This window comes from Staphylococcus sp. GDY8P57P (genome assembly GCF_017892585.1).
GTDB classification, from domain to species: Bacteria; Bacillota; Bacilli; order Staphylococcales; family Staphylococcaceae; genus Staphylococcus; species Staphylococcus borealis.
On the sequence record NZ_JAESLK010000018.1, the window covers coordinates 206569 to 227610 of the forward strand.

Annotated in this window: 19 protein-coding genes; 6 read left to right on the forward strand and 13 right to left on the reverse strand. The window is 33.4% G+C overall.

Translation table 11 applies throughout. The annotated features are described in order from the left end of the window. Window positions 1–211: 211 nt before the first annotated feature. The 4 genes from KA878_RS06250 to cyoE all read right to left on the reverse strand — a co-directional run bounded on the left by KA878_RS06250 (window position 212) and on the right by cyoE (window position 3427). Window positions 212–646 (reverse strand): YlbF/YmcA family competence regulator, encoded by a 435-nt coding sequence (locus KA878_RS06250; RefSeq protein WP_075108499.1) that lies wholly within the window; start codon window positions 644–646, stop codon window positions 212–214. 25 nt (window positions 647–671) lie between these two features. Beyond that, window positions 672–1730 (reverse strand): CAP-associated domain-containing protein, encoded by a 1059-nt coding sequence (locus KA878_RS06255; protein WP_193839520.1) that lies wholly within the window; start codon window positions 1728–1730, stop codon window positions 672–674. Between the two features lie 294 nt (window positions 1731–2024). Then, a complete protein-coding gene (locus KA878_RS06260; RefSeq protein ID WP_075108501.1) occupies window positions 2025–2486 on the reverse strand; it encodes a DUF420 domain-containing protein in 462 nt (153 codons plus the stop codon). Window positions 2487–2515: 29 nt separating this feature from the next. Beyond that, a complete protein-coding gene (gene cyoE / locus KA878_RS06265) occupies window positions 2516–3427 on the reverse strand; it encodes a heme o synthase (protein WP_075108502.1) in 912 nt (303 codons plus the stop codon). Window positions 3428–3662: 235 nt separating this feature from the next. Between cyoE and KA878_RS06270 the strand changes: the two genes are divergently transcribed. Next, a complete protein-coding gene (locus tag KA878_RS06270; RefSeq protein WP_053029156.1) occupies window positions 3663–4577 on the forward strand; it encodes a COX15/CtaA family protein in 915 nt (304 codons plus the stop codon). A gap of 109 nt (window positions 4578–4686) precedes the next feature. Here KA878_RS06270 and KA878_RS06275 read toward each other — a convergent pair whose 3' ends face one another. From KA878_RS06275 to KA878_RS06285, 3 genes are all read right to left on the reverse strand, one after another. Continuing rightward, a complete protein-coding gene (locus tag KA878_RS06275; RefSeq protein WP_075108503.1) occupies window positions 4687–8136 on the reverse strand; it encodes a pyruvate carboxylase in 3450 nt (1149 codons plus the stop codon). A 346-nt stretch (window positions 8137–8482) separates the two neighbouring features. After that, window positions 8483–9709 carry a cell division peptidoglycan polymerase FtsW gene (ftsW, locus tag KA878_RS06280; protein ID WP_075108504.1) on the reverse strand — a complete coding sequence of 409 codons (1227 nt, stop codon included), beginning with the start codon at window positions 9707–9709 and terminating at the stop codon, window positions 8483–8485. A 435-nt stretch (window positions 9710–10144) separates the two neighbouring features. Further along, complete coding sequence (locus KA878_RS06285) at window positions 10145–10423, reverse strand: Fpa/YlaN family protein (protein ID WP_016930721.1); 279 nt, start codon at window positions 10421–10423, stop codon at window positions 10145–10147. A gap of 140 nt (window positions 10424–10563) precedes the next feature. Between KA878_RS06285 and KA878_RS06290 the strand changes: the two genes are divergently transcribed. Both KA878_RS06290 and KA878_RS06295 read left to right on the forward strand, forming a co-directional pair. Further along, entirely contained in the window at window positions 10564–11049 is a 486-nt protein-coding gene (locus KA878_RS06290) for a hypothetical protein (RefSeq protein WP_016930722.1), read from the forward strand. A 1-nt stretch (window position 11050) separates the two neighbouring features. After that, a complete protein-coding gene (locus tag KA878_RS06295) occupies window positions 11051–11242 on the forward strand; it encodes a YlaI family protein (protein WP_016930723.1) in 192 nt (63 codons plus the stop codon). Window positions 11243–11453: 211 nt separating this feature from the next. On the opposite strand, the gene typA is transcribed toward KA878_RS06295, so the two are convergent. Next, window positions 11454–13298, reverse strand: a complete 1845-nt coding sequence (gene typA, locus KA878_RS06300) for a translational GTPase TypA (RefSeq protein WP_016930724.1) — start codon at window positions 13296–13298, stop codon at window positions 11454–11456. 97 nt (window positions 13299–13395) lie between these two features. Between typA and KA878_RS06305 the strand changes: the two genes are divergently transcribed. Then, complete coding sequence (locus KA878_RS06305; RefSeq protein ID WP_053029152.1) at window positions 13396–13587, forward strand: DUF5325 family protein; 192 nt, start codon at window positions 13396–13398, stop codon at window positions 13585–13587. A 72-nt stretch (window positions 13588–13659) separates the two neighbouring features. Here KA878_RS06305 and KA878_RS06310 read toward each other — a convergent pair whose 3' ends face one another. Continuing rightward, on the reverse strand, window positions 13660–14475 hold the full coding sequence (locus tag KA878_RS06310) for an inositol monophosphatase family protein (protein WP_193839521.1): 816 nt from the start codon (window positions 14473–14475) through the stop codon (window positions 13660–13662). A 177-nt stretch (window positions 14476–14652) separates the two neighbouring features. Here KA878_RS06310 and KA878_RS06315 point away from each other — a divergent pair, with 177 nt between their 5' ends. Together KA878_RS06315 and KA878_RS06320 are read left to right on the forward strand one after the other, a co-directional pair. Then, entirely contained in the window at window positions 14653–15264 is a 612-nt protein-coding gene (locus KA878_RS06315) for a YktB family protein (protein WP_016930726.1), read from the forward strand. A 322-nt stretch (window positions 15265–15586) separates the two neighbouring features. After that, complete coding sequence (locus tag KA878_RS06320; protein WP_193839522.1) at window positions 15587–16927, forward strand: Nramp family divalent metal transporter; 1341 nt, start codon at window positions 15587–15589, stop codon at window positions 16925–16927. Window positions 16928–17252: 325 nt separating this feature from the next. Here KA878_RS06320 and KA878_RS06325 read toward each other — a convergent pair whose 3' ends face one another. The 4 genes from KA878_RS06325 to KA878_RS06340 form a co-directional block, all read right to left on the reverse strand. After that, entirely contained in the window at window positions 17253–17738 is a 486-nt protein-coding gene (locus KA878_RS06325) for a DUF4064 domain-containing protein (protein WP_075108507.1), read from the reverse strand. A 139-nt stretch (window positions 17739–17877) separates the two neighbouring features. Beyond that, a complete protein-coding gene (auxB, locus tag KA878_RS06330; protein WP_193839523.1) occupies window positions 17878–19086 on the reverse strand; it encodes a lipoteichoic acid stability factor AuxB in 1209 nt (402 codons plus the stop codon). A 72-nt stretch (window positions 19087–19158) separates the two neighbouring features. Next, complete coding sequence (locus tag KA878_RS06335) at window positions 19159–20232, reverse strand: ABC transporter substrate-binding protein (protein WP_193839524.1); 1074 nt, start codon at window positions 20230–20232, stop codon at window positions 19159–19161. Further along, window positions 20229–21041, reverse strand: a complete 813-nt coding sequence (locus KA878_RS06340) for an ABC transporter permease (RefSeq protein WP_016930731.1) — start codon at window positions 21039–21041, stop codon at window positions 20229–20231. The genes KA878_RS06335 and KA878_RS06340 overlap by 4 nt, the downstream gene beginning before the upstream one ends. Window position 21042 lies beyond the last annotated feature (1 nt).

The window sequence follows — 21042 nt, forward strand, 5'->3', positions numbered from 1 at the left end:
ACTCCCAACTTGCTTTGCTTGTAGAATTTCTTAGTGAAATTCTCTTTGTTGGGGCCCCACCCCAACTTGCTTAGCTTGTAAAATCACTTTCGTGATCAAGGATGACTAGAACTGAGAAAAGCTTGATTTAAGCGTCTTCTCGGTTCAGTCAGCTACTGCGAAATTGCAAAATAGCATATTTATATTATTTATGTCCCAGCCTCATCTTTTATTACAAACTACAATTGCATGTGCCACCCGTTGCACAACCATCATGACCAGTCTTAAAGAATGGATTTCCCGCTTCTATTTTTACATTTTGCGAAACTGACAGCGCAATCTTGCTTACTACTTCATCTATTAAATTCTGTAGTGATACTTCTTTAGATTTATAATCCATAACCACAGGCAACATTTCATAAGCTCTTTTACGTCGTCTTGTTTCTAACATGACTTTTTGATAATCGGGGTGATATTTTCCAAACCGCATTACCTCATCATAAGCAACCTTAGATTTCAAGAAGGCTTGGTACATAAGATGGGCTTCATCATCTTGATTTAATCTCTCTTGAGCTTCCCGAAAATCATGATACAGTTCTGATTGAACAATCATATCCGAAAGGCCTTCGATGTCATCAAGGATTGACATTGTTTCTTCTGTATACAATGCATAGTCTCCTTTCTAAATTAGATTATTTTTCTAAGAAAATAAGTGAATAGTAATCTTTCATGACTTCTCCACCCATTTCTTCATATTTAGTATTTAGCATTCTAGAACGGTGCATATCAGAATTCATCCAACTATGAATTAATGTTGGTACATCATCAAAATCATACCCAACATTTTGACTTGTCGTAGTAAATGAAATATTCTCATTACTTAGTTGGCTTTTTAACGCATCCTCTGTAAACTCAACATCATTAGAACCCGTTGCTTCGTATAAATTTACTGATGCAATATGAGCAATATCTGAGTTAACTTTTAACGGTTTAATGTTTTTTAACTCTCTCATCTCATTAGTAATTTCGTATAACGTCATTAATTGGTTCGGGTTTTGTTCATAAGGCAGTTTATCTTTCTGAGCATTATTAAAATTATCTCCTTTATCATCTTCTTCAGTCTCATTAGCTAAAGGATATGGTTTAAGAAATGCTAGTGTCTCTTTATCTAGAAAGCGAATGCCCATAATTTGATTAGATTGTTGATCGACATACACTTGTGCATACACATTCCCATATTTTATTAATGTTTGTGTCTTGATATCTTCATCAGACAGTTCAAAATTATAACGTTGGCCATCCACTTTAATGGAAGGGTCGGGATTAATACTTGTATTTTCAAAGATACGTGACGCACTCTCGTTAATCTTTAAAGGTGCAACATTTGCTTTATTACCTGTAGCATAAACTGACTTTATTTTATGTTCTTTAGTTGAAACGATATAATATTGCTTATCTTTTTTAAAGACATAATTCATATAATGGCCTCTAAACGGATATGTACGACTTGCTTGGCCAAATTTATCAGTTAGCGTATCTATATCTTTACCAATCCATGTACCTACCCCTTCCTTAGGTGCAGGATTTTCAGTGGTATTATGCGTCTTAGGTGTTTGATCTGAATGATTGGTTGACACGGTTTTATTTGGGTTCTCTAATACATCAAATTTAAGTCTTGGTGAGTAAAATAAATAAATAAGAAATAAAACTAAAAATATTACACCTAAAACTTTAATAACTAATTTTGCCATCTTTCACCCACCTATTTTGAATTATATCTATTGTACAAAATAACTAATTTACTAATCAAGATATCCTACTTAAGATGACTTGTGGCATACCCCGTTTTCTTTTTGTTATTAACATTCTCATATTAAAAAAAGGGAGTAGGGTAGAATTCTTTTTGAATTCATTGCCCCACTCCCGCAAGTATGTCCAGTATAAAGAAGCGCTACTTTATAGTGCTTTCTCTTACAGTATACTGCTACGATATTGCTAGGTAGTTACCATAAATTATGTTGTCTGCTTATAATGATATAAATTGATTATAGGCCTAATGTAGCTTTAATCAATGACGTTGTTTCTCCACCTGGGTAAAATACATACAGTAGTAAGTAAACCGCTACACCAGTAATCGCTGTAAAGAACCAAATAATTGATGCAATTGGTCCTGCTTTTCTATGCCAATTAAACTTATCTTTGAATGCTGTAATGATTTGAACTAACCCAAGAACGCCACCAATTGTAGCTAAATTAATGTGGAATATTAAAAATATTTTATAATACGTTCTAACTGAATCTGGTCCCCCAAAATCTGTATTACCTATAAATACCGTTCTTGATGCATAGATAATAAAGAAAGTTAATGCAAAAATTGCTGCCCATAACATTGTTTTCTTGTGCTTATCTATATCTCTATGCCAAATTTGCCACCAACCAATGGCAACAAAAATAGCACTTATCACAATACAACTTGTACTAATCGTTGGTAGAATTGGTAAATTCATATGTTTCATCCTTATTTAATTTGTATATTTTAAATCATTTTTATAAGTGAGATAACAACAACTAAAACGAAAAATACTACTAAATAATTTAGAGAGTATATAAACATTTTTGTTGCCCATTTAGTTTGATCTGTATTTCTCTTAAATGACGTTAAACCTATATAAAGCCAACCTAAATTGAGCAATGTTCCTAATACTACAAATGTTGTTCCAAGACTTGATAATAGGAATGGTAATGGAAGTAAAAATATTAACCATATAAACATACTTATTCTAGTACGTTTGAATCCTTTAACAGATGGTAACATAGGAATATTAGCTAATGCATATTCATCACTTCGTTTAATTGCTAAAGCATAAAAGTGAATTGGTTGCCAACAAAAAACAACTAAAAATAATGCAATTGCAACGAGACTTATATTTCCATCAATTGCAACCCATCCAATTAATGGTGGTACTGCACCTGGAAAACTTCCTACTACTGTATTCCAAGTTGTATGTCTTTTAGACCAAATTGAATAATAAGACACATAACCTACGATGCCGATAAGTCCTAGTACGCCTGATGGTACATTTAATAAGAATAAACAAGCTTCTCCTACTAACATCATACCAAAACTTAAAAATAATAAATTTTTATCTGAAATTCTATCATTAACTGTTGGTCTATTTTGTTTACTTGGCATTATACGATCAATGTCCTGATCATAATAATTGTTTAATGCACAAGCACCACCCATAATTAATGTTGAACCAATCAACATTAATAGAATTTGAGGTATTGACGATAGGAAGGAATGATTGGTCATCACAACTGCTAACCAAGCGCCTGCAAATGCAGGAATTAAGTTACCTTGGACCAATCCCATCTTAATAATCTGTTGTAACTCTTTAAACGATACACGGCTCGATGGTTGTGACAAAGTTTGCTCTTTGCTCATGATCCCCCTCCTTAAATTTTCCATATAATACTATGATATAGTAATTACTAAAAATTGACTAGTTTATATCAAATTTAATTGTGACACTTTAGCGACATTCTACTACACTAATTTTTTGTTAGTTCTTATTGTTGTATAATTATTTTAATAATATAATTTCAATAAAATAGACATTAATTAAGCGTAATCAATTGTATTTAGAAGATGCACTTAATTAATGATGGGGTGTATAACATTGTTTAATAAACGAAACCTTAAATGGTTATCTGTATTAGCAACTATCATAATGGCATTTGTACAACTTGGTGGTGCATTAGTTACTAAGACTGGCTCAGAAGATGGATGTGGATCATCTTGGCCTTTATGTCACGGTGCATTACTCCCTGACAATTTACCAATAGACACTATTATTGAATTAAGTCATCGCGCTGTCTCAGGTATCTCATTAATTGTTGTACTGTGGTTAGCTATTACTGCATGGAAACATATCGGCTATATTAAAGAAGTAAAACCATTAGCTATTATTAGTATCGCATTTTTACTTGTTCAAGCATTAATTGGTGCAGCAGCTGTTATTTGGCAACAAAATTCATATGTATTAGCGCTGCATTTCGGCATATCTTTGATTAGTTTCTCTTCAGTATTCGTTCTAATGCTGATCATATTTGAAGTTGATAAGAAATATGAAGCCGATGAATTATATATCAGAAAGCCTTTAAGAAGATTAACATGGATCATGACAGGCATTGTGTATGTAACCATTTATACTGGTGCGTTAGTTAGACATGCAAAGGCAAGTTTAGCTTATGGTGGTTGGCCGTTACCTTTCCATGATATTATTCCACATACTGAACAAGATTGGGTTCAATTTGCGCATCGTGGTATGGCATTTATTACATTTATATGGATTATGATTACATTTATTCACGCAGTTAAGAATTATTCTGAGAATAGAACGATACGATATGGATATACGACTGCGTTTATTCTCATCATATTGCAAGTCATTACTGGTGCATTATCTGTAATGACGAACGTAAATTTATTCATTGCCCTTTTACATGCATTATTTATCACACTATTGTTTGGTATGATTGCCTACTTCATTATGTTAATGCTACGTACCATTAGAAGTGAAAATAACAAATAACCTATCATATTAAAAAAGGAGATGTGAACCGTGTTATCACATCTCCTTTTTTTATTTATTGAATTGTTCTCTAACGTCAAAATGTCTTATTTTCAAGCAACTATTTAATTTAATCTGCTTTTTCAATCTCGATCAGTAGATCCCCTGTGGCAATTGCATCACCACTAACAACGGTTACTTGTTTGATTGTACCATTGAACGGTGCTTGAATTGTCGTTTCCATCTTCATCGCTTCTGTAATTAGTAGTGGTTGATTAACTTTTACTTCATCGCCAACCGCAACTTTTACCTCAGTAACCGAACCTGGCATTTGAGCACCGATATGACTTGGGTTTGATTTATCTGCTTTAGGTTTTAAGTTCGTATTTGTTTTAATATTTTCATCTTTAATCGAAATACGTCGCGCTTGTCCATTCATCACATAATAAATCGTTCTATAACCATTTTCATCTGGCTCACTAATCGTTTCAAGTTTAATGATCAATCGTTTACCCGTATCTATTTCGATTTCAACTGTTTCACCATTACGCATACCGAAGAAGAACGTTGGTGTATCTAATAACGATAAGTCACCATATTGTTGTTTCGTTTGAATATATTGATCAAATACTTTTGGATACAATACATAACTGATAACATCTTGTTCAGTCACTTCACCATAAGCTTTTGCTTCAAGTTCTTGTCTTATATCATCAAAATTTACAGGGGCTAAATATTCACCTGGACGTTCTGTTAATGGTTGTTGGCCCTTAAGGATGACCGCTTGGAGGTCTTTATTAAAACCATTGACCGGTTGACCGATGTCACCTTTGAAATAAGATACAACAGATTCAGGGAAATCTAACTTATGTCCTTCATTGATTACTGTTTCTTCATCCAAATCATTTTGAACCATATAAAGTGCCATATCACCTACAACTTTAGATGATGGTGTTACTTTCACAATATCTCCAAATAAGAAATTCACACGACGATACATATCTTTGACCTCGTGGAAACGTTCACCTAAGCCTAAACTTTTAGCTTGTTGACTTAAATTTGAATATTGTCCCCCAGGCATTTCATGTTGATAAATTTCAGTATTAGGAGATTTAATGTCACTTTCAAAGTCACTATAGTAAGGGCGCACAGTACTCCAATAATGACTGAGTTCTTCTAAGCCTTCAATATCTGCGCTTAAATGACGATTAAAGCCATTCAGTCCATAATAAAGTGAATTCGCACTAGGTTGACTTGTCAAACCACTCATAGATGCAACAGCTGTATCTATGATATCAACACCTGCATCTATCGCTTCTTTATAGATAAGCAGGCCATTTCCACTCGTATCATGAGTGTGTAAATGTATTGGTAAGTTTATCGCTGATTTTAATTCGCCGATAAGTTCATATGCTGCTTTAGGTTTTAATAATCCAGCCATATCTTTAATTGCTAAGATATGGAAGCCTTCACGTTCTAATTCTTTAGCTAAATTAACATAATATTCAAGTGTGAATACATTTGAACGTTCAGGATTTAAGATATCTCCTGTATAGCAAATTGCGCCTTCAGAAATTTTACCTGCCTTTTGAACCGCTTCATTTGCTACTTTCATTTGGTCGACCCAGTTTAATGAATCGAAAATTCGAAAGACATCTACGCCTGCATTTGCACTTTCTTTTACAAACTTTTCAATTACATTATCGGCATAGTTTTTATAACCGACTGCATTTGAAGCGCGTAATAACATTTGGAACAAAATATTTGGAATGGCTTTACGTAATCTTTCAAGTCGTTCCCATGGATTTTCCTTTAAAAAGTTATATGCGACATCAAATGTTGCGCCTCCCCACATTTCTAAAGAGAAACTATCTTTAAATACTTCAGCTGTTTTAGAGGCAATATTCATCATATCTTTAGTACGTACTCTTGTTGCTAAAAGCGATTGATGTGCATCACGAAATGTAGTATCAGTTACCAATACATCTTTTTGTTCACGAACCCAATTCGCAACTGCTCTCGGTCCTTCGTTATCAAGTAACTGCTTTGTACCATTCAATGAATTAATTTTTCTGTGAGACACTTGAGGTATCGTTGTTGATTCATAATCAGGTTTAGGTCTCTTTTCAACATTTGGGAAACCATTAATTGTGACATTACCGATATATTCAAGCGTTTTAGTACCACGGTCAAGTGTAGGTGCAATATTAAATAATTCAGGCGTTTGTTCGATAAATTTAGTTGTATAATCTCCACTTCGGAATTGATCATTTCGCATCACATTAATTAGAAACGGAATATTCGTTTTCACACCACGGATACGCATCTCGCGAAGAGAACGTTCCATCTTTTCTTCAGCTTGTTTAAACGTAACCGCGTGTGTCGATAATTTAACTAGCAATGAGTCGTAATACGGAGATATCTCTGCACCTTGGAAGCCATCTCCAGCATCTAATCGTACACCAAAGCCGCCACTTGAACGGTACGCGATAATTGTACCTGAATCTGGCATAAAATCATTGGTTGGATCCTCAGTCGTAATACGACATTGAATGGCATAACCTAATGATTGAATGTCTTCTTGTTGAGGCATAGAAATACGTTCATCAAACAAATTAGCACCATCAGCAACTAGAATTTGAGTTTTAACAATATCTATACCTGTAATCATCTCAGTTATTGTATGCTCTACTTGTACACGAGGATTAACTTCGATAAAGAAGAACTCGTCCCCTGATACTAAGAATTCTACAGTACCCGCATTCACATATTTGATATTATTCATCAATTGTAGTGCCGCATCACAAATTCGTTCTCTTAAATCATGAGATAATCCTACTGAAGGAGCTACTTCTACAACTTTCTGATGACGACGTTGTACCGAACAATCACGTTCATACAAATGCACAATATTACCATATTCATCACCAATAATTTGTACTTCTATATGTTTCGGATTGTCTATGTATCTTTCAATATAAACGTCACTGTTCCCAAAAGATTTTTCCGCTTCAGATTTGGCACGGTGAAACGCATCTTCCAATTCTCTTTCTTCACGAACAATACGCATCCCTTTACCACCGCCACCACTAGTGGCTTTAATCATTAAAGGAAAACCAGCATCTTTAGCAAATGCTTTGGCCGCTTCGAAACTTTCAATTGGTCCATCAGTACCAGGAATGACTGGTAAGTTAGCTTTAATCGCAGTCGTTCTCGCTTTAACTTTATCCCCAAACATATCCAAATGTTCTAAGTGCGGACCAATAAATTTAATACCTTCTTCTTCACAACGATGTGCAAATTGTTCATTCTCACTTAAGAAGCCATAACCAGGATGAATTGCATCCACACCAGCTCGTTTCGCCACATCGATGATACGTTCAATGTTCAAATAACTCTCAGCTGGACCCAAATCTTTGCCCACTAAATAAGATTCGTCAGCTTTATATCTATGTAAAGCATTTTTATCTTCGTTCGAATAAATTGCCACGGTTTTAATATTTAATTCTGTTGCTGCCCTAAATATTCTGATTGCAATTTCGCCACGGTTTGCTACTAATAATTTTTTTATATGTTTCAAAAAAGGCACTCCCCTTTTAAAGTTTGAATATTCTAACTAATTAGATAATAAAATTTTATACTAACTCAAATAATAAAGCTATCTTTATTTATGAAATGTGAGTTATAAAAATAGTAAAGTACTTATAACGCTTGAAAATAGGTATTGCATATATACCCTTTTCTAAAACGTATGTTCAGAGTATCATCAGGAAAAATTATCATTAGTCATAACTTTATATTATCACTTTAATAGATAATACTCCACCGACATCGACGTTTTATAATATTTTTCATAAAAATGTAAAAAACCTTTACATGAACTCTAATTCTATGTTCATGTAAAGGTAACGTTTATATTATTCACTTTATCTAGTTAAACCAATTTTTTGTTTTTTAGCTTTTTGTGATCGTTTTTCGTCCATTTTGATTTGTTTGGCAACTAGCAATAATAGACCCATTGCAATACTTAAACTTAACATTGATGAACCCCCAAAACTTATGAATGGTAATGGAACACCCGTTAATGGGATAGTTGCTGAAATACCACCTAAATTGACAAACGTCTGACTTCCGATATAACTTGCAACACCTACACAAATTAATTTATAAAAATAAGATGGCGTTTTAGTAGCTAATACGAAAGCGCGATAAACGATAAAGAATAATAAGCAAATTACAAATAATCCACCTACTAAACCAAGTTCTTCACAAATGACTGCGAAAATAAAGTCAGTATGTGCCTCTGGCAAATAGCCAAGTTTCATAATGCCATTACCTAATCCGCGTCCAAATAAACCACCATTACCTATTGCCATTAATGAATTGGTCAAATGGTAACCTGTACCAGCTTCAGAACTGAATGGGTTCATTAGTGTACTAAAACGGGCTTTCAAATAGTGTGGCATCATACCACTTGCTACAAAGAGTATAGCAATACCAACGAAACTACCAGCGATAAGTAAGACGGGTCCTTTGACTATTTTCTGAACACCAATGCCAGCAAAAATAAACATAGATACAATGATTATCATGATGAGCAATGTCTGTCCAATATCACCCTGTAATAATACTAAAAATAGACATACAACTATCAACACAAGTGGCGCAGTTATAACTTTAATTTTCTCTCTTACTTGTGGTAATTTTCGACTGATCACATATGAAATATATAATATGAATGCAATTTTCAACAATTCTGATGCTTGTAAGTTCATAAATCCAAGATTTATCCAACTCTTAGAACCGTTAATATTTTTACCTACAATAAGTGTTAAAAATAGTAACACGAAGATGATTATCATGATCCACTTCTGTGTTTTCGCTTGTTGTAATATTTTAATATTCAACATAAAAGCGATAAAGAATACGACAATAAAACTCATAATAACGTATATAAGCTGTCTATTGTAGAAATACGTACCAGATACTTCAAGTCCACCTGTTAACGTCCCTTTAGTTGCCGCAACCATACTTGCACTATATACCATAATCAAACCAAAGAGACACAAAATAACGTATGTAATTAATAATGGATAATCGATGAACTTAGCAGTTCTACCTATGTACCGAAATATATTTTTTAAATTACTCATAAAAATGATCATCCAATTCTAGATTTTTAAAACTATGGTCAATACTATTACATTTAAACATAATTTCTGTCTAAACTATTATATACTTTGTGCACATTATTTAACAAATATAAACTGATTAGAGATGCATCTAATTAACCTACTATTTCAACCTTCAATTTGATAAAGCGCTTAAAACATAAAATGGGAGTGGGACCGAATTCTTTTTAAATTCGTCGTCCCACCCCCGCAAGGATGACTAGAACTGAAAAAAGCTTGATTTAAGCGCATTTTAGTTCAGTCAACTACTGCGAATTTGCAAAATAGCATCTTCATATTATTTATGTCCCAGACTCACTATAGTGAGATAATTTATATGTAATAAAAATTACAATTAACTCAATTTATAAATGAAAAAGCAAATCATTAAAATTCACTTATATATTTAATCGATAGTTATTTTACATTAGTAAATGCTTCATGAAGTTTAGATAATTCTTTTTCTAAACGTAGCATTAAATTTTTGCCGTCTTCTTTATTGACTAAACCAAGTTTAACCGCAAAGTCAACTTCTTTTTGTAAACCAAACATTTGTGTGTCGAGAACTTCTTCATATAACGGGCACGAAGGTAAAGTTAAATTATCCATTTGAACTTTAATTAAATGTAAGATTCTATCAGCATCTTGATTTAATTGCTCATAAGCCACGTTACTCATTTTCGTTTGCTTCGGCATCACATACTCCCCCTATCATTAAATATCTTCATATCAAAAGTTTATCTTACTACTTTTTAAAAAGCAAGTTTATTCAGTGAATACATGAATTTAATTGTGATAAAATAATGACTAGAACGAAATTAGGGAGTGGGCAAAAAATGATTCAAATCAAAGGCTTAGTCAAGTTCCCTATCACTTTAGATAGTACAACTTGGATATTCGATGATAGAAAAGTAAAGATCGAAGATATTGAAAGCGGTGTGTTTGAAGGAACAAAACCTATTAAATTTGAAGATAATCGTGAATGGAACAGAGCCATTCTTGAAGGACAAACGAATCCTCCAACTTTAAATTCAGAAATAAAATATCGTAAACGTTCTGTATTAGAAGATTCTTTCGCTATCAATATGACACCTTTCTTCAAGAATGCAGAACCGCAAGATAATGCGACTGCAATTAAATTATTTAATGAAAATGATGCTATTGAAGTTCCAATTGACTTGTTACCTTATCTGTTCTTCCAATTTGCGAAAGACGGTAAACGAATGTATGATGATAACGCTGTAGATAGCTTTGTTTATAACCCAGATGAAAAAGATTACACGTATGAATTTAAATATGTTACGCATATAGAGGTGATCTAATTTGCGTGAAGTACAATGTATAATTTGTGATACGAAGGTTTTAATTGATGAACATACGGTTGAAGCCAAACGACTTCGCAATAACCCAATCAGAACATTTATGTGTGATGATTGTAAAAGTCGCCTAGATAGACCAAAGCAACGTCTGAATACACACCACACAGTAAATTTTAATCCAAATGATGGATTGTAATTATTTATAATTGATTAAAACTTTTATATTTCACATAATTAGCCAGCAAACGGTAGTGTTTACCTTCGTTTACTGGCTTATTTCATATCACATTATTCCACTTAATTACATTTAAAATACACAAACTAAAAAACCAGTAAATGATGCTTAGCACACATTTACTGGTTTTTGCATAAAATATTCTAAATTACAATTTAGATTTCAACGATGCTTATTCTTCTTGCATCATTTGTTTCACACGTTTAGCTTCTTTTTCACGTAATGATTTATTTAAAATTTTCTTTCTTAGACGAATACTTTGAGGCGTTACTTCAACTAATTCATCATCATTAATATATTCTAACGCTTCTTCAAGTGTAAGTATTCTTGGACGATTCATTGTTTGTGTTTGGTCTTTAGTAGCTGAACGTACGTTTGTTTGATGTTTTGCTTTAGTAATGTTTACTGTTAAATCATTTTCACGGTTATGTTCACCAACAATCATACCTTCATACACTTCCGTACCTGGTTCCATGAAGTTTACACCACGATCTTCTAAGTTGATGATCGCATATGCTGTTGCTTGACCTTGGTCCATAGAAATTAATGCACCATTACGACGACCACCAATTTGTGCTTTAACACGAGGTCTAAATTCTTCGAAAGTATGGTTAATAATACCATATCCACGTGTCATAGACATAAATTCAGTTGTATAACCAATCATACCACGTGCTGGTACCATAAAGATAAGTCGTGTTAACCCATTATCAGTTGTTGACATATCTAACATTTCACCTTTACGTGCACCTAGAGATTCAATGACTGATCCCGCATTTTCAGAAGGTACTTCACATTGAACGCGTTCAAATGGTTCACTTAGAACACCATCAATTTCACGTAAAATAACTTGAGGTTTAGATACTTGAAGTTCAAATCCTTCACGTCTCATATTCTCAATCAAGATAGATAAATGTAATTCACCACGTCCTGCAACGACCCATGTGTCTGGAGAGTCAGTTGGTGTTACTTTTAATGAAACGTCTGTTTCAAGTTGTTGATCTAAACGTTCTTGGATTTGACGTGCAGTAACATAGTCACCTTCGCGTCCAGCAAATGGTGAATTATTTACTTTGAATGTCATTTCAAGTGTTGGTTCATCAATACGTAACACAGGTAATGCTTCTTGATGATCAGTTGGTGTCACTGTTTCTCCGACGTTAATATCTTCCATTCCTGAAACCGCAATTAAATCACCCGCTTGTGCTTCTTCGATTTCTTCACGTTTCAAGCCAAAGTAACCAAAGATTTTAGTGACACGGAAATTCTTAACAGTACCATCTAATTTAATAAGCGATACGTTGTCACCTACGCGCATTTTACCTCTGAATACACGTCCGATACCAATACGTCCTACGTAGTCATTATAATCCAATAATGCGACTTGGAATTGTAACGGTTCATCATGATTGTCGATTGGTGCAGGTACATAATCAATAATTGTTTCATATAAAGACTGCATGTTTTCATCTTGTTTTTCTGAATCAAGACTAGCAGTACCATTTACAGCAGATGCATATACTACTGGGAAATCTAATTGTTCATCATTTGCTTCTAACTCGATGAATAAATCTAATACTTCATCCACTACGCCTTCAGGTCTTGCTGATGGTTTATCAATTTTATTTACAACCACAACAGGTTTTAAGTCTTGTTCTAGTGCTTTTTTAAGCACAAAACGTGTTTGAGGCATTGTACCTTCATAAGCATCGACAACAAGTACAACACCGTCTACCATTTTCATAATACGTTCTACTTCGCCACCAAAGTCAGCATGTCCAGGTGTATCTAAGATGTTTATTCTTGTACCTTTATAGTCAATCGCAGTATTTTTAGCAAGAATTGTAATACCACGTTCTCTTTCTAAATCATTAGAGTCCATTGCTCTTTCGTCAACATGTTCGTTCTCTCTGAAAATACCAGATTGTTTAAGTAATTCATCTACTAATGTAGTTTTACCATGGTCAACGTGCGCAATGATTGCAATATTACGTACATCTTCTCTTCTATTAGTCATTTTATTATTCCTTTCTCGAGTAAACTCCCACTTTTAATTACAACTTTTTTATTATATCATATTATTAGTAAAAGATAACAAAAAGGTGGGGTATGGGATGGAAAAACCTAAGTCTAAAGGTATATTTTGGTTGCTATCCATTATAGCAGTAATATTTTTAGTGCTTTTTAGTTTCAGCGTTGGTGCTGGTAGTATTCCAATGATGATTTTAACATTTATACTTTTCATTGCAACTTTTGGCGCTGGTTTCACGCTTAAAAAGAAGTACCGTGAAAATGACTGGCTTTAATATAATAAAAATGTCTCGGTAGTACTATTTGGAAGATGCACATCTTTCAAAGTTGACTGACCGAGACATTTTTTATTTTTTGAAACGTTGATGCAATTCTGTTAAAACGGCGTTATTCGGATTTAAATAATCAACCAAAATTTCATTATGCGTCGTCTTATTTCCAACTAGAACAGAATTAGCACTTTCTATTGTCAGTGGTTCACCTAATAAATTACTTCCAACGCCACCAACTTCATTTAAAACAATTAAGCCACCTGCAAAATCCCAAGGTTGCAACCTTGGCGTAATATATGCAGCCAATTGTCCCTTAGCAACACTTATAATTTCTAAAGCTGCACTTCCAAATGCTCTACAACTTCTTGCTTGATTTACAATTTCTGAAAAAATTGGTCCCATTTTAGGTTTGGTAATCCAATTGGGATTAATACCTATTAAGCTTTGCTTTAAATGCGTATCATTTAATGGTTTTAATTCATGCTTATTCTCAAATGCACCCTCGCCCACTTTCGCATGATAGAGGACATCTTTCATCACGTCATAGACTAATCCAGCATATGGCTTACCATCACGATAAATACCTATTGATATCGCAAAGCCTTCTTGCTGGTGAACAAAATTGAGCGTTCCGTCAATTGGATCGACAACCCATACTACACCTTTGACGTCTTCCATATTATGACCATGTCCTTCTTCACCAATTACACGATGATCAGGATAATTTCTTAGTATGGCATCATAAATATAATTCTCAGTTGCTTTATCCACATTCGTAACTAGATCATTCGGGTTTGACTTCGTTTCAATACTCAGTTCTTCTTTCATCATAAATCTTACTTTATTACCCGCTTCTAATATCAAACCTTGAGCAAATTCGTATAGTGACATATCATCATCTCCTGTTGTTTCCTATTATACAGAATTTTAGTCAATATAATCTACACATCTTTGTATACCTTATTATAATGAGTTTAAACGCAAATAATCTCAATTCAGCATTTGGATAGATTCAGTCAATCTGTGCTACAATAACGGTAAATTATTTTCTGAAAAGGAGCAACGCTAATGACACAATATACATTTAAACCTAAAGATTTCAAAGCGTTTGAAGTTGAAGGCTTAGATGCTCGAATGGAAGCATTAAATGAGTACGTACGTCCACAACTTCATCAATTAGGGGATTATTTTAGTGAATATTTCACCTCTCAAACTGGAGAAACCTTTTATGCTCATGTTGCAAAACATGCACGTAGAAGTGTAAACCCACCTGTAGATACGTGGGTTGCTTTTGCTCCTAATAAACGTGGATATAAGATGCTACCTCATTTCCAAATTGGTTTATTTAAAGACCATTTATTTTTAATGTTTGGCGTTATGCATGAAGGTAAAGATAAAGCTGAACGTGTGAAAGTATTTGATAAACACTTTGATACGCTTAAACATTTACCTGAAGATTATCAAGTAAGTTTAGATCATATGAAACCTGAAAAATCTTACATTAAAGATTTAAGTGATGATGAATTACACCAAGCGATTGATCGTGTGAAACATGTTAAAAAGGGAGAATTTTTTGTTGCACGTACACTCTCCCCTAATGATGCTGAATTAAAATCGGATAAGGCATTTTTAGCTTTCGTTAAAGAAACATTTGATGAATTTTTAAAATTCTACGAATAACCTCAAAGTTTAACGCTATTTTAATTGTTGTCATTATGATATAAGCGTATGTAATAAGTGAGCTACGTAGCACAGACGCAGTAGCTGACTGAATTGAGAAGACGCTTAAATAATTGCTCTTCTCAACATTCGTCATCCGTACTGGCAGAAACTAAAAAAACATTTTATGAAGCAATTTAATAATCCAAATAACTTTGGAGTGGGAATACGAATGTGATAAGCGTTCTAACCCACTCCCTTAATTTTTTACTTCGAATTTATTAGGTTGACCTAAAAATAAAGTTGGATTATTATAAAACATATAGTTTGAAGGAGTTTTATCATGGGTATAAAAGACAACAATGAACAACGTAGTTTAGATGAAATTAATAGCACAATCGAATTTAATGGTACACAACGTACGAGTCAAAAGTTTTTAGCATTTCTTGGTCCAGGCTTACTTGTAGCAGTAGGCTATATGGATCCAGGAAATTGGATTACATCAATGCAAGGTGGCGCACAATTTGGTTATACCTTATTATTTATCATTTTGATTTCAAGTTTATCAGCAATGTTATTACAAAGTATGACTGTTCGCTTAGGTATTGCAACTGATAAAGATTTGGCACAAATGACACGTCATTATTTAAATAAACCGACTGCAATTATATTTTGGATTATCGCTGAGCTTGCAATCATTGCGACTGATATTGCCGAAGTAATTGGAAGTGCTATCGCTTTAGATTTACTTTTCGATATACCTTTAATCATCGGCGCATTGATTACAGTTTTGGATGTATTTTTGTTACTTTTTATAATGAAGTTTGGCTTTCGTAAGATTGAAGCAATCGTCGGTACATTAATTTTTACTGTACTTATGATTTTTGTATTTGAAGTCTTCATCTCATCACCGAATACAATTGAAATACTTAATGGCTTTATTCCTCATCATCAAATTATTACTAATCATAATATTCTGTATATTGCATTAGGTATTATTGGCGCTACGATTATGCCTCATAATTTATATTTGCATTCATCAATCGTGCAATCCCGAAAGTATAATCGTCACAGCCTTACTGATAAAGCCCAAGCGATTAAATATGCAACGATTGATTCTAATATACAATTAAGTATCGCATTTATTGTGAACTGTTTATTACTCGTTCTTGGCGCTGCCCTATTTTATGGTGTCAATTCGAATAATTTAGGTGGCTTTTATGATTTATATCACGCATTAAGAACGCAACCTGTCTTAGGTGTTGTGATGGGGAGTATTATGAGCACTTTATTCGCAGTAGCATTGTTAGCTTCTGGTCAAAATTCAACTATTACAGGTACACTTGCAGGTCAAATAGTGATGGAAGGTTTCTTGAAATTATCCATTCCAAATTGGATGAGACGACTAATCACAAGAAGTTTAGCCGTCATACCTGTTTTAGTATGTCTTATTATTTTTCGGGGTAACGAATCTAAAATGGAGCAATTGCTCGTATTTTCTCAAGTCTTCTTAAGTATTGCATTACCCTTCTCATTAATACCGTTACAATTAGCCACTAGTAATCAAACATTAATGGGACCATTTCAAAATAAAAAATGGGTAAATATATGTGCTTGGAGTTTAATCATTATACTAAGCTTCCTAAATATTTATCTGATTATAGAAACATTTAAAGAATTATAAAATTAAACGGCAAAATGAAGAAGGGAGTGGAACAGAATTCTTTTTAAATTCGTTGTCCACTCCCAGATTGCTTTGCTTGTAGAATTTCTTTATGAAATTCTCTTTGCTGGGGCCCCGAACCCCAACTTCACTTTCGTGATTTTTTGTGTTGGGGTCCCGCCCACCTCCGCAAGGGTGACTAGAACTGAGAAAAGCTTGAATTAAGCGTCTTCTCAGTTCAGTCAGCTACTGCGAATTTGCCAAATAGCTTCATTATATTATTTTTGTCCCAACCTCAATTTAGCTAGGCATTATTTCCTTTGCACATCTATTTTCACTCTATATTTTAATAAATATAGGGATCATCTTTCTTACGATCATTATAAGCCCTTTCAGATTGCCAATCATCCATTGATGGCTTGACTGATTTTGGCTTTTTGTTAGGTTGATTTGGATCTTTTTTAACAAATAGCATTATTGCTACAACAATCCATAGCACGCCTGCAATTAAACTCATATTGAATATACCTACTAACGCTGCAACAATAAGTAGCGAACCAGCTAATATAGGTCGTCCTTTAATGATAGACATTCCAATAATGCCTAAAAGTGTTGAGAAAATAAGTGTTCCCATAGAAAAAGTCATTGCAAAGTTTATCATTTCAGGCGTAACCTTCACATCCTGATTACCAAATTGTTTTAACATTTGCTGGTATTGTTCCGTATTACTATTTTGTCTTACCGTAAAATATGATATTAATGACATAATCAAATACATCATACTTAAACCACAAGCAATCCAGCCAAGAATTAATTCTACCTTTCGATTCACACACTACACCTCCAATATTGAAGTATTTAATTAAATCATACTAAAATTATAATTTATTTGCGACTAACTTAATAATTTATACATAGATATATATATAAAACGGTTAAGCCATAAATGACTTAACCGTTTTAAGGAGATATTAATCTTTATTATCTTCGTTGTTATTTGATTCTTTATCTGATTCAATATCATCTTTATTCAATATTTGTTTACGTTCTTCATAATTCATACGTCGTTGACTAACTGCACTTGGTTGATTTTTGCGACGCTCTTTCATACGTTGATTATAAGCTTTACGTTTTTCTTTTTTCTTGGCTTTAAGTTCAGCCTTTTCTCTTTTACGTTGCGCTTTTTCTTCTTTTTTATCAATTTTCGGCTCTGAATCAACCACATTTTCAGCAAAATCATTTGAATCTTGATCAATGTTGTTATCGTACTGAGATTGTTTATTCGATTTCTGATTGTATTTAGCCTGTCTTGAAAGTACGCCAGTTGCTTCATTCTCATTAGCATCTGTGTGGTACTCATCAGTGAGTGCACGTTTTGGATATTGATTATATTTATCTTCCTCAGTGTCAGTTGCTAAATCTTGCTCAGCATCATTACGATGTGTTGTGTCATCAAAGTTGTTATCTCGATAATTATTATCGATATCATCATTGTAATATGGTTTTTTACGACGTGTACGACGGTCTGATTTTTTAGTTTTATGTGGTGGTTCCACATCGTCTTGTTCATAATCGTCATACTGGTTATGATTATCGTAACCATAGTCGTCATTAATATTTCTATTTGATCCATAATAACGATCATCATAATCATTATATTCATCTCTAGGATAGTAATGCGGTTCATAGCCTTGTGATGGACCGTACATAGGTACTGTTTCAACCTTACTCTTCCGTGCAAACATCATGATTGCAATGATAAAGAAGAAAATAGGAATAATTAATGTTACGAATAATAATACCAATGGCAATGTAATAATTGAGGCAATTAAGAATAAGAATCCAGAAAGTATTCTCATATTCATAGATATTAACGCTAAAAATGAAATAAGCAAACATACTATGAAATAAACAATAATTGCCCATACACCATTTTGTAACCAAATCACAAATTGTGTGGTATTTAAACTATTATTTGTTAAAATCTGCTGAATTAGTTCATTATTATTCATTGAGTTTTCAAGATTTTGAATTGATGTATCATTACTAAATGACACGAGTGCAATAAACATTGTAATAACCGTCAATATAAGTAAGAAAATCCAACTAAACCAACCTAAAAGTTTTTCAGTCAGACGACTCACAGGCCGTTTGATTTGCGTGTAACGTTCTCCTGACATGTATTACAACTCCTTATATAACTTATCAAATAATTATATCTAATTCATTATAAAATAACTACTATTTATAGTCTATTTTAAAGACATTTTAAAGTTTAAGAAACTTTCGTTATATTCTCCTAATGTTTTAGGTCCTAAATCTTTATAAACTTCTAATCGCGCTTGCTCTTTTTGCGTTGGATAGAAACGATGATCATCTCTTACTTCTTTAGGTAATAACTGACGTGCAGCTTTATTTGGTGTAGCGTATCCTACCCACTCTGTATTCTGTTTGTTATTTTTAGCGTCAAGAAGGAAATTCATAAATTTATAAGCACCTTCTTTGTTTTGCGCTGTCTTAGGAATAACCATGTTATCAAACCATAGATTAGATCCCTCTTTCGGAATCACATAATTATATTTGTCACTATTTTGCACTAGTGGAGCTGCAACACCACTCCAAACGACTGCGATATTTCCTTCATTTTGTTCAAGCATCATTGTAACCTCGTCTCCAACAACACCACGAACTTGAGGTGCCAGATGGTGTAAATCCTTCTCCGCTTCTTTTAAATGATTGGGATTAGTATCATTTAAACTATAGCCTAATTTATTTAAAGCTAATCCCATAATTTCACGTGCACCATCCACTAATAGAACATCATTTTTATATTTGGGTTGGTATAAAGTACGCCAGCTACTAAAGTCTTCATTTGGATAGGCTTGCTTATTATATAAAATACCCACTGTTCCAAAGAAATAAGGTAGTGAATATTTATTATTTCTATCGTATGACATATTCATATAATTAGGATCTAAATTTTTAATATTGGGAACCTTACTATGGTCAAGTGGTTCTAGTAAATTTTCACGTTTCAATTTTTGAACCGTATATTCACTTGGAAAAGCCACATCATAATGCGTTCCACCATTTCGAATTTTAGCTTCCATCGCTTCATTCGAATCAAACGTTTCATATACAACTTGAATGCCCGTTTCTTTCTCAAATTGTTTAATTAAATCTGGGTCAATATATTCGCCCCAATTATATACATAAATCTTTTCACCAGTACTCGTATTATCCTGCGATTTAAACCAGTGACTAATACCTAAGCAAATTAAACCGACAACAATGGCACCCAATATAAGTTGTAAAAATTGCTTCACTGTTGTACACCTCGCTTAGCTAAATGTCGTTTTTTCACTGAACGTTGTATTGCATAATAGCCAACAATTCCTAATACGATAGCAGCGAATAAAATCGTTGAAATGGCATTAATTTCCATACTAATTCCTTTACGTGCCATAGCATAGACTTCGACAGACAGTACACTAAATCCGTTACCCGTCACGAAGAAACTTACTGTAAAATCATCTAATGAATACGTTAAAGCCATAAAAAAACCACCAATAATGGAAGGCATTAAGTTTGGAATCAATACACGTCCAAGTATTTGTGATTCTGATGCGCCTAAATCGCGTGCAGCATTCAATATATTGTTATTCATTTCATAAAGTTGTGGTAACACTACGATAACAACAATTGGAATACAGAATGCAATATGAGATGCAAGCACCGTTCCAAAGCCTAAACCTAACCCAGTTATATGTCCAACTGCTGTAAACATAATTAAAAATGAAGCACCTATCACTACATCTGAGGAAACCATTAGTACATTATTAAGTGTTAACAAAGTTACTTTGAATTTTTTATTTCTTAAGTAATATAACGAAATAGCACCAAAGGTTCCTATAATAGTTGAAATCGCTGCCGCTAATAGTGCAACTGCTATTGTATTAAAAATAACAGACATTAAACGGTCATTTTGAAACAGACTTTGATAATGCTCTAGAGTGAAATGTTCAAAATGAATCATATTTCCCGCTGAATTAAATGAATAAAACATAAGGAAAAATATCGGAACATATAATATCACTAATAGGATGCCAATATATAATTTTCCATACCACTTCATT

What these genes read in the sequence shown, in the direction of transcription:
- KA878_RS06305 (WP_053029152.1), top strand. Translation starts at nt 13,396, where the DNA reads ATGGAAAAACCTAAGTCTAAAGGTATATTTTGGTTGCTATCCATTATA.
- KA878_RS06310 (WP_193839521.1), bottom strand. Translation starts at nt 14,475, where the DNA reads ATGTCACTATACGAATTTGCTCAAGGTTTGATATTAGAAGCGGGTAAT.
- KA878_RS06320 (WP_193839522.1), top strand. Translation starts at nt 15,587, where the DNA reads ATGGGTATAAAAGACAACAATGAACAACGTAGTTTAGATGAAATTAAT.
- cyoE (WP_075108502.1), bottom strand. Translation starts at nt 3,427, where the DNA reads ATGAGCAAAGAGCAAACTTTGTCACAACCATCGAGCCGTGTATCGTTT.
- KA878_RS06340 (WP_016930731.1), bottom strand. Translation starts at nt 21,041, where the DNA reads ATGAAGTGGTATGGAAAATTATATATTGGCATCCTATTAGTGATATTA.
- KA878_RS06255 (WP_193839520.1), bottom strand. Translation starts at nt 1,730, where the DNA reads ATGGCAAAATTAGTTATTAAAGTTTTAGGTGTAATATTTTTAGTTTTA.
- auxB (WP_193839523.1), bottom strand. Translation starts at nt 19,086, where the DNA reads ATGTCAGGAGAACGTTACACGCAAATCAAACGGCCTGTGAGTCGTCTG.
- KA878_RS06260 (WP_075108501.1), bottom strand. Translation starts at nt 2,486, where the DNA reads ATGAATTTACCAATTCTACCAACGATTAGTACAAGTTGTATTGTGATA.
- typA (WP_016930724.1), bottom strand. Translation starts at nt 13,298, where the DNA reads ATGACTAATAGAAGAGAAGATGTACGTAATATTGCAATCATTGCGCAC.
- KA878_RS06285 (WP_016930721.1), bottom strand. Translation starts at nt 10,423, where the DNA reads ATGCCGAAGCAAACGAAAATGAGTAACGTGGCTTATGAGCAATTAAAT.
- KA878_RS06290 (WP_016930722.1), top strand. Translation starts at nt 10,564, where the DNA reads ATGATTCAAATCAAAGGCTTAGTCAAGTTCCCTATCACTTTAGATAGT.
- ftsW (WP_075108504.1), bottom strand. Translation starts at nt 9,709, where the DNA reads ATGAGTAATTTAAAAAATATATTTCGGTACATAGGTAGAACTGCTAAG.
- KA878_RS06315 (WP_016930726.1), top strand. Translation starts at nt 14,653, where the DNA reads ATGACACAATATACATTTAAACCTAAAGATTTCAAAGCGTTTGAAGTT.